Origin of the sequence: Streptomyces sp. NBC_00212 (assembly GCF_045206365.1) — a bacterium.
In the GTDB taxonomy this organism is placed as follows: Bacteria; Actinomycetota; Actinomycetes; order Streptomycetales; family Streptomycetaceae; genus Streptomyces.
On the sequence record NZ_CP108116.1, the window covers coordinates 1 to 14,782 of the forward strand.

Annotated in this window: 11 protein-coding genes; 7 read left to right on the top strand and 4 right to left on the bottom strand. The window is 66.9% G+C overall.

Annotated elements, in window-relative coordinates:
- Positions 1 to 423 precede the first annotated feature (423 nt).
- Entirely contained in the window at positions 424 to 771 is a 348-nt protein-coding gene (locus OHA17_RS39750; protein WP_331721207.1) for a hypothetical protein, read from the bottom strand.
- Positions 772 to 1,111: 340 nt separating this feature from the next.
- Here OHA17_RS39750 and OHA17_RS39755 point away from each other — a divergent pair, with 340 nt between their 5' ends.
- From OHA17_RS39755 to OHA17_RS39780, 6 genes are all read left to right on the top strand, one after another.
- Entirely contained in the window at positions 1,112 to 1,459 is a 348-nt protein-coding gene (locus OHA17_RS39755; RefSeq protein ID WP_331721208.1) for a hypothetical protein, read from the top strand.
- Positions 1,456 to 4,128, top strand: a complete 2,673-nt coding sequence (locus OHA17_RS39760) for a Helicase associated domain protein (protein WP_331721209.1) — start codon at positions 1,456 to 1,458, stop codon at positions 4,126 to 4,128. Before OHA17_RS39755 ends, OHA17_RS39760 begins: the two co-directional genes overlap by 4 nt.
- A gap of 93 nt (positions 4,129 to 4,221) precedes the next feature.
- Positions 4,222 to 7,497, top strand: a complete 3,276-nt coding sequence (locus OHA17_RS39765) for a Helicase associated domain protein (RefSeq protein ID WP_331721210.1) — start codon at positions 4,222 to 4,224, stop codon at positions 7,495 to 7,497.
- Between the two features lie 64 nt (positions 7,498 to 7,561).
- On the top strand, positions 7,562 to 8,497 hold the full coding sequence (locus tag OHA17_RS39770) for an ABC-three component system protein (protein ID WP_331721211.1): 936 nt from the start codon (positions 7,562 to 7,564) through the stop codon (positions 8,495 to 8,497).
- Positions 8,494 to 8,760, top strand: coding sequence for an ABC-three component system middle component 6 (locus tag OHA17_RS39775; RefSeq protein ID WP_331721212.1), 267 nt, complete (start codon positions 8,494 to 8,496; stop codon positions 8,758 to 8,760). The genes OHA17_RS39770 and OHA17_RS39775 overlap by 4 nt, the downstream gene beginning before the upstream one ends.
- Complete coding sequence (locus tag OHA17_RS39780; protein WP_331721213.1) at positions 8,738 to 10,504, top strand: ABC-three component system protein; 1,767 nt, start codon at positions 8,738 to 8,740, stop codon at positions 10,502 to 10,504. The genes OHA17_RS39775 and OHA17_RS39780 overlap by 23 nt, the downstream gene beginning before the upstream one ends.
- Positions 10,505 to 10,672: 168 nt before the next feature.
- On the opposite strand, the gene OHA17_RS39785 is transcribed toward OHA17_RS39780, so the two are convergent.
- The 3 genes from OHA17_RS39785 to OHA17_RS39795 all read right to left on the bottom strand — a co-directional run bounded on the left by OHA17_RS39785 (position 10,673) and on the right by OHA17_RS39795 (position 13,547).
- Positions 10,673 to 11,584, bottom strand: a complete 912-nt coding sequence (locus tag OHA17_RS39785) for a hypothetical protein (RefSeq protein WP_399385015.1) — start codon at positions 11,582 to 11,584, stop codon at positions 10,673 to 10,675.
- A 1,160-nt stretch (positions 11,585 to 12,744) separates the two neighbouring features.
- Positions 12,745 to 13,269 carry a sigma-70 family RNA polymerase sigma factor gene (locus OHA17_RS39790; RefSeq protein ID WP_331721216.1) on the bottom strand — a complete coding sequence of 175 codons (525 nt, stop codon included), beginning with the start codon at positions 13,267 to 13,269 and terminating at the stop codon, positions 12,745 to 12,747.
- Positions 13,266 to 13,547, bottom strand: coding sequence for a hypothetical protein (locus tag OHA17_RS39795; protein WP_406502812.1), 282 nt, complete (start codon positions 13,545 to 13,547; stop codon positions 13,266 to 13,268). Before OHA17_RS39795 ends, OHA17_RS39790 begins: the two co-directional genes overlap by 4 nt.
- A gap of 293 nt (positions 13,548 to 13,840) precedes the next feature.
- Between OHA17_RS39795 and OHA17_RS39800 the strand changes: the two genes are divergently transcribed.
- Positions 13,841 to 14,776: a hypothetical protein gene (locus OHA17_RS39800; RefSeq protein ID WP_331721218.1), complete on the top strand. Its 936-nt coding sequence runs from the start codon at positions 13,841 to 13,843 to the stop codon at positions 14,774 to 14,776.
- Positions 14,777 to 14,782: the final 6 nt, after the last annotated feature.

Genomic DNA, 14,782 nt, shown 5'->3' on the forward strand with positions numbered 1-14,782 from the left:
ACATCGCTGCGCGATGTGCAAGCGAACCCCCGCGCTGCGCGCGGGGGTTGCGCTCCCGCTCCGCGGGAGCGCTGGCGGTTCGCTGCGCTCTCCGCTCAACCCGAGTGCTGCGCACTCGGGTTGGCACCCCCCTGCGCTGCGCTTCGGGGGTGGGGCTGCTGCGCAGCCTGGCCCGGACTGCGTTCGGGCTGTGCGGTTCTTCGCTGCGCTCCGAACCGCGGGCCTCACGCTGCGCGCGAGGCGGTGAGCCGCGCTCCGCGCGGCTTGGGCTGGCAGCAAGGAGGGGTCCGGGGTGATCGGTCGTCAGCTTCTGAGGCCTTGGTAGCGGGGGTGTCCTGCTGCTTCACTCTGAGATTTTCCCGGCGGGCATCCACGGTTTCGGGGAGGGCGCGGGGGCCTGCACAGCACTGCGGAGCATCTCTTTCAGCGTTTTCGGTGGGCCTGCTTCTCCTCCTGAGAGTGCATCAACCGGCCTACTGACACCCGTATATGGCACTCACGGTTCCGCTGCTTGAGGAGCACCACCCAGGCCCCGTCCGGGGTGAGGAAAGCATGGCGGGCCGGCTCGTCTCCGGGCTGAGCGTGCCGGGCGAGGACTCCCGGCAGGTAATGCAGGGCTGCGTCCTTGGCTGCCGCGGTGGCTTGCTCCTGGTCGCCGTTGATGTGGTGAGTGCCTGCCAGCATCCATCGGTGCAGTTTCAGTTCCACGCCGTCGGCGCGTTCGGTCTCTCTGGTGTCCTCTTCGATGAGGACGTACCACTGGTCGGTCATGATCGAATCCTACCTACTGTCGGTGACTGGAAGCGCCTGATGATTTTTGATGCAGCATGTACTGTTGGCAAAAGTCGGTTACATGGTTCAGGCCCGGGAGCGGGATGTGGCTAGCGGGATGTGGCTAGATGCCTGTCTATGAATACTATCCGGATGAATTGGCGCTGCTCGATGTGGTCAGGCGGGCCCGCGGGCTCGCGCTGAACCGAGTGAGGGAGTACCGGCGGGCTGCCCAGGACTGTGAAGGGCACGCACGTCATGCCCCTGCGGAGCCGCGAAGGCCGAACGAACGGGACATCGCCTCGTGCCGGCGCCTCGAATGGGCTGGATCGTTCGAGTCATGGAGGAGCAGCGGCTGGCCGTGTACCTCCCGGACGAGGACCGGAGAGTGACTTGCCGTGAAGAACTGCGGGTGCAGCGTGTGCCTGTAGAGGCTGCCGTGGGCGAGCGTTTCGGTGACGGGCTGCCGGCCGAGGTGCTGCGGTACCGCGTCTACCGGATCACGGCCCAACCCGTCGCCTCTGTAAGAGATCAGCCGCTGATCCGCTGTGTCTTCGCCGGCTCTGAGGGTGCGGCCGTCGAGCACCCCCAGGCCACGTTCAGCCGGTCTGCCAGCCTCTACGAGGACTGCGGCTACCGGATCATTTCCGTCGATCAGGTCCTTCCCGAACCGGGGGCATTTCCTTGATCCAGCTCCGAGAACATCAAGTAGACCAGAAGTCGAGTTTCCGAAAGTGGGTGGGATTCCCTGCAAGATCACCGGTTCCCCCTCAGGGGGCCCGGGGCACGATCGTCTCCGCGACCGGCTCGGGCAAGACGATCACGGCCGCCTCGTGCGCGCTGGACTGCTTCCCCAGCAGTCGGATCCTCGTGACCGTGCCCACCTTGGACCTGCTCGCACAAACCGCCCAGGCATGGCGCCTGGTGGGCCACCGAGCCCCGATGGTCGCGGTGTGCTCGCTGGAGAACGACCCGGTGCTCAACTCACTGGGAGTGCGCACCACTACCAACCCGATCCAGCTCGCACTGTGGGCCGGGTCCGGGCCAGTCATCGTGCTCGCCACTTACGCCTCCCTTGTGGACCGTGAGGACATCGACGCACCCGAGGGCCAGCGGAAGGTCCGCGGGCCACTGGAGGCCGCCCTGGCGGGCGGAGACCGGTTGTACGGACAGCGCATGAGCGGCTTCGACCTCGCGATCGTGGATGAGGCGCACGGAACCGCTGGTGATCTTGGGCGGCCGTGGGCGGCGATCCACGACAACCAGCGGATCCCCGCCGACTTCCGGCTCTACCTGACCGCGACGCCGCGCATCCTCGCTGCGGCCCGGCCGCAGAAGGGCGCGGACGGCCAAGAGGCGGAGATCGCGACCATGGCCGACGACCCGAACGGCACCTACGGCGCGTGGCTCGCCGAGCTCGGGCTCTCGGAGGCGATCGAGCGGGAGATCCTCGCCGGGTTCGAGATCGACGTGCTGGAGATCCGCGATCCCTCGCCGGTCCTCGGGGAGTCGGAGGAGGCGCGGCGTGGCCGGCGCCTGGCGCTCCTGCAGACCGCCCTGTTGGAGCACGCGGCGGCGTACAACCTGCGTACGGTCATGACGTTCCACCAGAAGGTTGAAGAGGCAGCCGCGTTCGCGGAGAAGCTGCCGAAGACCGCTGCCGAGCTGTACGTCAACGACGCCACCGACGACGACCTGGCCGCCGCCGACAAGCTGCCGAAGTCCTCCATCGACGCGGAGTTCTACGAGCTGGAGGCCGGCCGCCACGTACCCCCGGACCGGGTCTGGTCGGCCTGGCTGTGCGGCGACCACCTCGTGTCCGAGCGGCGGGAGGTCCTACGGCAGTTCGCCAACGGCATCGACGCGGCCGGGCACCGGGTCCACCGCGCGTTCCTCGCGTCCGTTCGCGTTCTCGGTGAAGGCGTGGACATCACCGGCGAGCGGGGCGTGGAAGCCGTCTGCTTCGCGGACACCCGCGGCTCGCAGGTCGAGATCGTCCAGAACATCGGCCGGGCACTGCGGCTCAACAAGGACGGCTCCACCAAGGTCGCCAGGATCATCGTGCCGGTGTTCCTGGAGCCGAACGAGGACCCCACCGACATGGTCGCCAGCGCCTCCTTCCGCCCCCTCGTAGCCGTCCTCCAGGGCCTGCGCTCGCACGATGAACGACTTGTTGAGCAGCTCGCCTCCCGTGCCCTCACCAGCGGCAAGCGCAAGGTCCACGTCCAGCGCGACAAGGACGGCCAGATCGTCGGGGCCGACGGCGAGAGCGACGACGGCGGGGGCCAGGAGGAGAACGACGACACACAGGCCGCCGCCGAAGCAGCCCTGCTCCACTTCTCCAACCCGCGCGACGCCACCACCATCGCCGCGTTCCTGCGCACACGGGTCTACCGCCCGGAGTCCCTGGTGTGGCTGGAGGGCTACCAAGCCCTCATCCGCTGGCGGAAGGAGAACGCGATCACCGGCCTCTACGCCGTTCCCTACGACGTCGAGGTCGAAGTCGGGGTCACGAAGGCATTTCCGCTTGGGCGATGGGTCCACCAGCAGCGGAAGGCCCTGCGGGCCGGGGAGCTGGAAGAGCGGCGCAAGACCCTGCTGGACGCCCCGGAGGCCGGGATGGTCTGGGAGCCCGGCGAAGAGGCGTGGGAGACCAAACTCGCCGCGCTGCGCTCCTACCGGCAGGCCACGGGCCACCTTGCTCCCCGCCAAGACCAGGTCTGGGGCGAGGGCGACGGCGAGGCGATGGTGCCCATCGGTCAGCACATCGCCAATCTGCGCCGCAAGGGCGGCCTCGGGAAGGACCAGGAGCGGGCGGCGCAGCGCGCCAAGCAGCTAGCCGCGATCGACCCGGACTGGAACTGCCCCTGGCCACTGGACTGGCAGCGCCACTACCGCGTCCTCGCCGACCTGGTCGACGCCGACGGCAGCCTGCCCGAGATCCAGCCGGGCGTGCTGATGGACGGCGACGACATCGGGCGGTGGCTCCAGCGGCAGTCCCAGGCGGGCACCTGGGCGCAGCTGTCGACCGAGCAGCAGGAGCGGCTGTCCAAGCTGGGCGTACAGCCCGTCCAGACGCCGTCTCCCGCCCCTGCGGCCACGCGTACGACGAAGGGCCCGAACAAGGCACAGGCGACGTTCCAGCGCGGCCTGGTGGCCCTCGCGCAGTGGGTGGAGCGGGAAGGCGTCCACCGGCCTGTCCCGCGCGGCCACGGTGAGCCGATCGTGGTCGACGGCGAGACGGAGCCAGTGATCGTGAAACTGGGCGTATGGGTCTCCAACACCAGGACCCGCCGCGACAAGCTCGCACAGGAGCAGCGCGCTGCCCTCGCGGGACTGGGAGTCGAGTGGGCATGAGTGCTGCTTGATCGGTGCGCAGACCTCTCGGGTCCGTAACCAGGTGTGGCTCGCAGATGGTTACGAGAAGCGGGGCCGACGGACTGGGGTGGCATGAGCGGCGAGAGTCAGGCACCGGCAGCAGTTGGGAGGCTCGCGTTGCCGCGCGGTGTGCTGCGCGTGGGGCCGCTGCAGGGCGAGATGACGCAGTCGTTCCTGACGCGGCTGGCGGCGCGCTACGGCATGGGGTTCGGGGACCTGCTGGCGGCGGTCCTCGATGTGGACGGGCTGCCGAACTCGATGGGCAGGGCACGGCTGGACAGTGAGATCTATCTGAACCAGGAGGCCCGGGACCGGGTAGCACAGCTGTGTCGCGTCCCGCAGGATCGTCTGCTGCGGGCGCTGCCTGCCTGGGCTCAGGAGGAGCCCCGTCGACGGTTCGCTACAGGGCCAGCAGCGCAGTTTCACCACACCGCGGAGAAGGTGCGGTGCTGGGGGCCGGCTTGCCCTGGATGCACGGCGCGGCGTACCGGAATGAGGGAGACCGCTCGCCTGTATCTGGGGCCGCAGCAGCGGGTATGCCTGTCTCATCGCCGGTGGCTGATGCATGTACCGGGCACGGCGGGCCGGGTGGTGGACCTGGCCGGGTGCGGGCAAGTGCTGGACGCCCAGCGCTGTCACGTGAGGCTGCTGCGTCGTTCCGCGCTGGCGTCGGATGCGTTTGAGGTGGCGCGGGCGGTGACCTCGTCGTGGTGGTGGCAGACGTGGCCGCAGGAGCATATGTGGTCGGCGCGGCTGCGGAGCCTGGACAGTGCTGGCTTGGACCAGGATGCGTGGCGGGTTGTGGCTCGGGAACTGGTGGTCTATCCGGAGACCGTTGCCCTGGCCACGCTGCTTGCCAGTGACGGCTTCCGGCGCCGTGTGGTGGCCGATGCGCAGGGCCATGTTCCCTTTCGCCTGGCTGATCTGCCGTCGCTTTTGACTACTGTTGCGGGCTGTGTGCGGAGGCCCTGGTACGTGGAGCAGCTGGCGCAGGAGACGTCAGGTCCTCTCTTTGCGTGGGCGTATCAGTGCGTGCGGGCGCAGGGCGGGACAAGGGCTGCGGAACAGGCGATGTGGGCGGTAGCTCCGGCGCACCGTCAGCGCCCTCTGGTGGACGAACTCGCGGTACGGGCGCGTGTGGGGTCCGGCGGCCGTAGTGCGGGGGGTAAGCGGCGGCGCGGACACAGCCGGCAGGCTGACGAAGCCTTCGCGGCTGGCCTGGTGCATGCCAGCCGCTACGTGCGCGAACACGGCAACCTTGCAGTCCCGCAGGACACCGTGGTCGATTCCTATCGGCTTGGGGAATGGCTGAGCAACGTCCAGGCCAGAGCGTGGGCGATAGCGCCGGACCGTGCACAGGCTCTCGCGGTTTTGGACCCGTGGTGGAACGTCCCCTGGTCGGTGCAGTGGCAGCGCTCGTACTACCGGGCGCGCGATCACGCCGCAGTCGCCGGCCCGCCCGATGCGGCCACGGGATTCCCCGGCACGCAGATCCTCAACGGCGAGTGGCTGTATCTGCAGTGCACCCGCTACAGCACTCTCCATCCTGAGCAGCAGCGTCTGCTGGCGGACATCGGGATCACGGCCGAGGCGGCCTGCACCGCTCTGCCGCGGCGGGTCCCCGTCCAGGCCGGCTTCGAAACGGGGCTGACGCACGCCAGGTCTTACGTCGCCGAGCACGGTCACCTGGCCGTCTCGGGCAAGGACGCGATGTACCAGGGGTATCCGCTGAGATCGTGGCTCGTGCACCAGCGCCGCAGGGCCCGCGAGAACCGGGAACCCACGGAGCACTCCCGCGCACTCGACGCCGTCGATCCCTGGTGGAATCCGCCCTGGGCGCTGACATGGCAGCGCTTCTACGCACAGGCCCGGCGGCTGGTGGAGAGCCGGGGCGGGCTCGATGTGGGGGGCGGCTTTCCTGGAGTCGAAGCAGATCTCGCCCTGTGGTTGTCGCGGCAGTGCGCCGCATATCGGCGTTTGGACCCCGGTCAGCAGCGCCTGCTGGCAGACATCGGCATCACGGCCGAGGAAGCCGCAAAAGTGCAGGGCGGGACGGGGGCACCCCAGGCCGTGAACGAGCAGGTTGCTGCTGCCGGTCTGTGGGCTTTGGACGGCATGACCCATGCTCGTTGCTTCGCCGCGGTACACGGGCACCTTGCGGTTGCCTCCGAGTACGTGCACGACGGGTTTGCCCTGGGCCGCTGGCTGGTGGAGCAGCGCCGCCAGGACCGTCGGCACGCTCAGGCCACCGAAGGCATGTGGCTGCGTGGCCGACTGCTGGCCGAACTGGATCCCTGGTGGAACCCGCCCTGGCCCTATCCCTGGCAGCGGAGTTACCAGCGGGCCCGTAAGCGATGGCGGAAAGGCCAGCTGAAAGTGCCCGGCCCGCATCGCGGCAGGGACGAGGACGAGGTCACAGTGTGGCTGCACCGTCAGTGCGTCCGGCACGACGTTCTGCAACTCGATCAGCAGAGTCTCCTCGCGGACATCGGCATCACCTCTGTCGTCGCCCGCGCAGTGACCGAAGCCGATCGAAGCCCCACCCGCGTAGACACAGGGCTCGCCCACGCACATAGCTATGCCGCCGAACACGGGCACCTCGCCGTGGCCGAACGGACCCGCCACAACGGCTATCCCCTCGGTAGCTGGCTCCTACGCCAGCGACACCGCGTGGCTGACGGGCGCACCGATCCGGCCCGGATTGCCGCGCTGAACGCCCTTGACCCGCATTGGAATCCGCCCTGGCCCCTGGCGTGGCAGCGCGCCTACCACCGGGCACACGCCGCCCCGGCCAGCGGCAACCTGACCGTGGCCCAGCGTCGCTGGTTCACCACCCAGACAAGGCTGTGGGACAGCCTCCATCCCACCCAGCAAGAGCTCCTGGCCGCCCTCGGCGCCGCGCCCGCCACCGAACCCGTACCAGCTCATACAACCGCGCACCGCTATCCACCAGGCGAAGGCCTCCCTCACGCCCGTGCCTATGCCGCCGCTCACGGCCACCTCGCCGTGTTCAAACACGCCCAGCACCACGGCTTCGCCCTGGGGCACTGGCTCATCCAGCAGCGGCGCAAAGCCCGCACCGGCCTCCTGTCCGCCCTCACCCTGCAAGAACTCACCATCCTCGACCCCTGGTGGAACCCGCCCTGGCCCTTCGCCTGGCAACGCAAGTACCACCAGCACCGCACCCTCCACACCACAGGCCAGTCCCTCCCGCCCGAACTTCAGCGCTGGGCCCGCAAACAAACCGTCCTCTGGCACCAACTCCACCCCCACCAACAGGCGCTGCTGAGCACCATCGATATCCGCCCTGAGACTCCGAGTTGGCAAGGCGCCTTGCGTGGAGCGTGACGGTGAGACTTCCGAGAGTGATCACGTAGGGCTAGTCTTTCCTCCTTGTAGGCGAGGGGGCTATATGCGGTACGAGCAGCGCGCCTATGCGCGGGTTAAGTTCCTTGAGCTCATGGCGGAGTTGTACGAGAACGAGTTCGAAGACTTCTTCCACCGGCTCATGTGCTCGAGGTACCCAGACTTCCTGGATGTGCGCACCGCAGGCAGTCTGGGCGATATGTCGGCAGACGGTCTCACACTGCATTCCCGCAAGTTGTATGCCTGCTACGCCCCGCAGACGGTGAAGCCGAGCAAGGTTCGCAAGAAGTTCCACGGCGACCTGGCCGGTGCGCTCGCCAAGCGCAGCGGGCAGTTCAACACGTTCGTGTTCGTGCACAACGATCGACGCGGTGTTCACCCCGAAGTGACAGCAATGCTGTCCGAGGCGGCCACCAGCACGCCGGCCCTGCTGTTTGAGCAGATGGGTAGCCGTCGCTTGTGGCACGAGTGCATGCAACTGGACCAGGTGATAGCGGAAGACGTCCTCCGATGCGAGATCCCGATCAAGGAGATGACGTTCGGAATCGGGATGGATGATCTTGAGCCTCTCCTGAAACAGCTTCAGGAACTCCGGACTTCCTCTGACCCGCTCATGCCTCTGCCAGACGTGCGCATCGAGAAACTGGACTTCAACCGGCTTGAAGGCGAAGCACGCGAGGACCTGCTCCGCGGGATGCGGCAGGCCCACCTCGTGGACGCCTTCTACGCGGGCAATATGCGGGAGCTGGAACACGATGAGGTCGCGCGGGGCTTCCGCGTGTACTACGAGCAGGTTCGCAGACACTGGGCCGATCCTGAAGACGTGCTGTGGCAGCTGCAGATGTACGTGCTGGGCAACGCGCAGCCGCAGCCCAAGGTGCTGCGTGCCGCCCTCGTTGTACTCGCGCATTTCTTCGGGCGGTGTGACATTTTCGAAGCGCCTCCAACTGGCTGGCAGCCCGGGATCGGGATATCGGCATGATCACTCCTACGAAGGGCATTGCGCCTGACCGGTGCCTGCTCGCCGTCGGCGCCCAGGTCCTGCTGCAGTTGGACGAACCGCGGTCTGTCAGTCAGACATGGGCCCGGCTGAAGACCTGGCGGGCCGGTCACGGCCACGCCTCGCCCGTATCGTTCGGCTGGTTCGTCCTGGCACTGGACGTGCTCTACAGCACGGGAGCCATAGAGCTGGACCAGGACATCCTCGTTGCAAGGAGCATGCATGCTGCGCCGCTTGAGCGCTGACGACGGGCGCTTCAAAGAGGTGTCCTTCGTCGAGGGCCTGAACCTGATCGTCGCCTCCACCACCGCCTCCTCCGCAGACACTGACAGCCGCAACAGCGCCGGCAAGTCCAGCCTGATCGAGCTGATCCACTTCCTGCTCGGGGCCCGGGCCACAAACACCACGCTCGCCATGAACAAGGCGCTGCGGCACATCACGTTCAACCTTGAACTGGACTGGCCCGGCCTGAGCAGTCCGCTCAAGGTCCGCCGCAGCGGCCAGCGTGCCGGCTTCGTGACGCTCGACGAGGACGTGACCGGGACGGACGACGGTGCCATGTTTCCCCGCACTGGCGCCGTAGAGCTGCCCGTGGAGCGGTGGACACAATTGATCGAGCGGGACCTCTTCGGTCTGCGCGGTGACCATCCAGGCGTAAGCGGAAGGGTGCTGCTCTCCTTCCTCGCCCGGCGTATTTCGTCGCACGGCTTCAACGAGCCGACCCGTACGTTCTCCCGGCAGTCCGCCCCGGAAGCCGCCTCCAACCTCGCCTATCTGCTGGGCCTGGACTGGCAGCTCGTCGACGAGTACAGACAGCTGGCCGCCCGCAAGGCAACACGTACCCAGCTGAAGAAAGCGGTCGATGACCCCGTGTGGGGGCGCATCGTGGGTTCCACCGCAGACCTCAGAGGCCAGATCACCCTGGCCAAGGCACAGGTGGAGCGGCTCCGTGCACAGGTTGCAGCCTTTCAGGTCGTCCCCGAATACGAACGCCTCAAGGACAGAGCGGACCAGGTCAGCCGACGTATCAAGCAGCTGGCGCAGGAGGATGTGATCGACCAGCACAACCTCGAAGAGCTCCAGGCAGCCGTCACCGAGACCACCGACGTCGAAGTCGACTACCTCGAGCCCGTCTACCGAGAACTCGGCGTCGTCCTCAACGATCAGGTGCGCCGGCGGTTCGAGGACGTGAAGACGTTCCACCACTCAGTGGTCCGCAACCGCCAACGCTTCCTGGAAGAAGAGGTCGCCGAGCTCACCGAGCGGCTTCAGTCGCGCCGCTCGGAGCGGGCACGCTTGGGCGAGGACCAGGCCCGCCTCCTTCGAGAGCTTGCCGAGGGAGGAGCGTTGGAGGCTCTGACGACCCTGCAGACGGCCCTCGGGCGTGAAGAGGCCGCGCTCCAGGCTCTGCGTCACCGCTTCGAAGCGGCTCAGACCCTCGAAGCGAGCGCCCGGCAGATCACCGCGAAGAGCGTGGAACTGCAGCAGGCGGTCGACACCGATCTCCAGGAGCGCCGTCGGCAGACCGACGAAGCCATCCTGCTGTTCTCCCACTACGCCCAGCGCCTCTATGGGGAAGGGCGCGAGGCCTACCTCGCCATCGAGGCCGGCCGCAACAGCCTGACCATCACCCCGCGCATCGACAGCGACGGCAGCCGTGGCATCAGCAACATGGTCATCTTCTGTTTCGATCTGACCCTCGCGGTCCTGGCACACCGCCACGGCCGTGGCCCCGACTTCCTCATCCACGACAGCCACCTCTACGACGGCGTCGACGACCGGCAAGTCGCTGCTGCCCTGAAGCTCGCCGCCGAAGTCACCGTGGAGGAGGACCTGCAGTACATCGTCACGATCAACACCGACAGCCTGGGTATGGCCGCACAGCGCGGCTTCGATCCCGAGCCCTACATCCGCAACCCCCGCCTCACCGACGAACACGAAACCGGCGGTCTCTTCGGATTCCGCTTCAAAACGGCTGGCAAGAGATAGACCAGCGTTGCCCCATCCCGGCGGAGCCTTTGTGGTCGGGTAGCCGGGTCACGTGGCCGTGACCCGGCTACCCGACCACAGCCTTGTGTGACTGAGCACTTGATTTGGCGAGTTGAGTAAAGCCGCTCGCTCGCGTGCATGAAGCCGGGTGATGGGGCTCCGCGTTCATCATCCTGACTTTCGCTGCCGGACTGCACCGGTACTGAACCAGTGCACCAACGTTGCAGCCAGATGGACCGCCATCTGCGCTTCGTCTTGACGCTGCGGGCGGAAGGTGGGGCCGCCAGCATGTCGAGCAACGTGCCCCTTCCAGAGCAGACCGATCAGCTCGGTCAGAGGAGCAACAGAGCCGTCGTTTGTTCCCTCGATCGCAAGTTCCCACTTGTCACTAGCATCCCTGAGGTGTGCATGAACTTTGCCAAGGGTCTCTTTCGTACCTTTCGGCAGCACGACCGGGATGGCCGCAGCCTCAGCGGCTCGGATCGCCTCGTCGTATGCCTTCGACGGATCTGGGTGCCGCCCGTACGTAGCGATCCATGCCGCCCGAAGATGCGTTCCGGTGTCCATGCTCATTGCCTGCTCGGCAGCGATAGCCACCGTGGCGTCGACTCGGCGCTGCAAGCACCGCTGACGCCAATCGACCTCAAAAGCCGAGCCAGCGTCCATGAGCATTTCGTCGAGCCTCTCGACCGCTGCTGCCTTGCTTCCCTTCGGCCAAGAGAAGTCCGGGAGCCAGTCGGCCAGACCGGCTTCCCTCGTGGGTTCAGGGCCTGCGACATCAAGCTCCCACCACAGCCCCTTGTCGAGGTGTAGCACCACGTCGACAACATCAAGTAGCAGTGAGAGATCGCTGGCAGCAACGGCCTCGACAAGCTGCTCGGGATCTGGAGTGTCGAGAGCAATGCGCATCTGCAGAGCAACTCGTCCTGTGAGCTTCGGATGGTCGGCGAGGTACTCGGCAATCCAAGTTTTCAGCGGGCGAATCAGATGATCCGGTACCTCTTCGAACAGAGCCTGTTCCCGCGTCGAGATGTGGCGGCGCGATAAGGGCTGCCAGTCGACATTATTCGGATCTGTCACGAAAACCCCCAAGTGGTCGTTTTTTCGAATGCCACTGTGGCATCGACGAGACGGTCTGCGCGCGGGTTTTCGGCGCTAACTCGCGCGGTTACTCGCCAACTGAAGCGCTCAGTCACAGCCTTGTGACTGACAGGACTCGCTGTTCAAGGTCTACAGGTCGAACTTGAGCGCCAAGAACCCGGCGGCGGTTGTTGCTTGGTGAACCCCTGGCTTGGCAGCAGCGTAAAACCCAGAGCTGGGCGAGGCTCGCGCAGTTGGCCAGCTCGCTTCGATGCTGGTGGGTGTAAGCCGTACCGCCTCCGCAGTAGCGTCTCCCCAGCTGACGTCGTACCAACTGGCGGAAGGACTCCGTGAGTCGACTTACGGAGCCACGGGTAATGCAGTGGCGGCCCATCCCCGCGGGCGCGGGGATGGGCCGCCACTTCAACGAGTCGTCCGGCCTTCTCGCATGAAGGCCTCATGGAGGCTTGGTCTACAAAGACTCTCCCGTCTGTGGGCGCGCGACGCGCTGTCGTGTCAGCACCGTGGCCCGCCGGTGGTGTGGTCCAAGTGCGCCAGGAAGTCCTCAATCTCACGCACGAGAGCTTGCGTTGCTTCAGACAGCCCGACTCCGGCTTCCCCCAAAGCCGAGTCGACCCTGTCTGTAGCTACACGGATACCGGCTGACCGGCATACAAAGCCACTCACGAATGATCTGAAAGCTTCCTCAGCGCGTTCTTTCTCGTGCCCACAGCATGTCGATAGCTCTTCTTCACTTTCGACATCGAGGATATGAAGATAGTCCCGAGCATCTTCGTCACCCTTGAGAGCTGCCCTTTCCCACCAGCTTCGCGCTACATTATCCCTGTCCAGGAGCTCAAGGATTTCTGCCACACGCCGTGTTTCTTGCGGTGTCGCGGAATCATCGATTTCCTTTTTCAGGAGAGCGTGCAGTTCACGGACCGCGCCGATTCGATGGGTTCCGTTTCTGTGGTCTTCCAGGCAGGGGGCGGGGGCCGGGGGCCAGCCCGAAGGCTGGCCCCCCTCCGCCTGGACAGGGTCCTCGCTGATCCGAGAGCCCTTTGAAAATGCCTGCTCAGAGCCTTCGAGCAGGAGCCAGAGGGCGAGGAGCCGGATGGTTCCCCGCTCCTCGGGCTGGTGCGTCCAAGCGGACAGGTATGTCATGCGGTGGCCTCCTCGCTGTGCTCGTTGATGGACTTCTTCAGGTTGTTGGCGGCGGCTTTAATGTAGCGCTTCACCGACTCCTCCTTTATCTGGAGGCGCTGCGCAACCACTGCAGGGCTGAGGTCCTGCAGAACACACAGGGTGATAACCTCGCGCTGCCGTTCAGGAAGGCTGGAGACGAGTTCGCCAATTCCTTCCTTAATCATTTCGTAGGCGGCCTCGGGGATTCCGATGCCTGATTCCGTTTCGGGCAGTTCATGAACCGGTACCGTGACCATCCGCTTGTTCCGACGGAACTGGTCAATGACCGCCCTCTTCACTGCGATGCGGCCGTAGGCGGTGAGCGACCCATCCTGTGCAGAGATCGTCGCCCACCGCCGGTACATGTTCAGGTAGACGTCCTGCACAGCATCTTCTGCGCTGTGCAGGTCGCCCGCCTCGACCCGGGCCAGTCGGGAGAACGCCTCGATGGTCTCGAGGACGAAGGACTCGAAGTCCGCTCCCGGTACGGCCTCGCTCACGCGGCCTCCTGCGTGGCGATGGCCCGGTGGCCTGCCGGCTCGGCTGCGTCCTTGCGGAACAGCCAAGCCGGCCGTCCCTGCTCGAAGCGGGCCGCGGCGCCGCCGTCGGGCAGGGACTGCGCCATCGCGACCATGGTGGCACGCTGCTCGCGCTCCGCCCGGGTCTCGATGTGCGCCTTCACAAGCATCTCCACGACGCCCTTGGCTCGGCGCATCGCGAAGAACAGCAGGAGCAGCAGGGGAACCCCGCCCGCTCCTGCCCAGTACGACCAAGTCATCGACCAGGCCTCCCAGTAGAAACGAACTCGTTGATAAAGGCCCAAGGGCCTTCACTTCCTTACACGCCGCCGGAGGCCAGATCCGGATGCCGAAGACCAAGATCTTTTCCCAACTCCCCCTGCCTCCCGGCCTGTCGCATCGTCTTCGCAGGTCACAGGGGTAGCAAGAGGTGACAGGGGAAACGGTCTGAAGGGTCCCGTCGAGTGGAAGTGACGGCGCCGGGGAGAACGGGGCGCCTGGGCATCCGCTGCAAAAGCGCCCGCCGAGACGGCGGACACGAGACCGTGGTGGAGTGACCCATCACCCCGGCCTGCTGCGGACCGCTCCCCTGCCGAGGGAGACGACCTCGTCGCTGATCTGCCGCATCGCGAGCCGTTACGGGATGGAAGCGAAGGTGTTGCGGTCGTGCTGGCAGTGGCGCAACTACCCGCCCGGGCACGACGGAGGAGGCACGCGGGCCGACGCCGAGGTGCTGCTGAACGCGCCCGGACGGCAGCTCCTGGCAGGCCTGTGCGGCGTCGAGGAAGACGTCCTGGCGCGGGCGTTGCCCTCCTGGAGGCAGGAGGACTCCAAGCTGTCGGCCGGAAAGAACGGGGTGCCGGCGGCGGCGTGGCGGACCGGCGGCGCGGTTGCCGGGCCGGTCGCCTTCGGCTGCCGCCTGTGCGCGGCCCGGCGTACGGGGACGGCCGTGCGGGTGGTGCGGTACGCGCCGCGATGGGAGCGGGTGTGCGCCCGGCACCGGCGGTGGCTCCTGGACGCGGACGCCGACCAGCCTCTTGAGCACCTGGACGCGCGGAGTGTGCCGGAAGTGGCCGCGGCGCAGCGGCGGTGGACGGGCGTGGCGCGGCGGGCAGCACGGGCCGGAGCAGATCCGGAGAAAGTGTTCGCTCTGGCTTATGCGGTGGTCGCCCGGTGGTGGGAGCAGGCCCTGCACTGGGATCGGGAGACCATCTGGCCGCGGCGGCTGCACCAGGTCGCGGGCGGCAACGCCGGGACGGAGCTGGAGCGGTGGCGGATCGTGGGTCGGGACGCGGTCGTCTTCCCCGAGGTGGTGGCCGTGGCCGACGCACTGCTGGACCGGCCATGGCCGAGCTGGCGTGGCGCGACAGCGGGGCCGGGCGTCCGCGGCCGCTGCCCGCCGACGGGGCGTTCTGCCGCCGGCTGGGCGAGCGGGTCGGGCGGGGGTGGCTGGGGCCGCTGGCTGCCACCGACTACGGCGGCCCGCTGACCTCGT

Coding starts and splice junctions, on each gene's coding strand:
- OHA17_RS39770 (WP_331721211.1), top strand. CDS start 7,562: ATGCGGTACGAGCAGCGCGCCTATGCGCGGGTTAAGTTCCTTGAGCTC.
- OHA17_RS39755 (WP_331721208.1), top strand. CDS start 1,112: ATGGAGGAGCAGCGGCTGGCCGTGTACCTCCCGGACGAGGACCGGAGA.
- OHA17_RS39750 (WP_331721207.1), bottom strand. CDS start 771: ATGACCGACCAGTGGTACGTCCTCATCGAAGAGGACACCAGAGAGACC.
- OHA17_RS39795 (WP_406502812.1), bottom strand. CDS start 13,547: ATGACTTGGTCGTACTGGGCAGGAGCGGGCGGGGTTCCCCTGCTGCTC.
- OHA17_RS39780 (WP_331721213.1), top strand. CDS start 8,738: ATGCTGCGCCGCTTGAGCGCTGACGACGGGCGCTTCAAAGAGGTGTCC.
- OHA17_RS39775 (WP_331721212.1), top strand. CDS start 8,494: ATGATCACTCCTACGAAGGGCATTGCGCCTGACCGGTGCCTGCTCGCC.
- OHA17_RS39765 (WP_331721210.1), top strand. CDS start 4,222: ATGAGCGGCGAGAGTCAGGCACCGGCAGCAGTTGGGAGGCTCGCGTTG.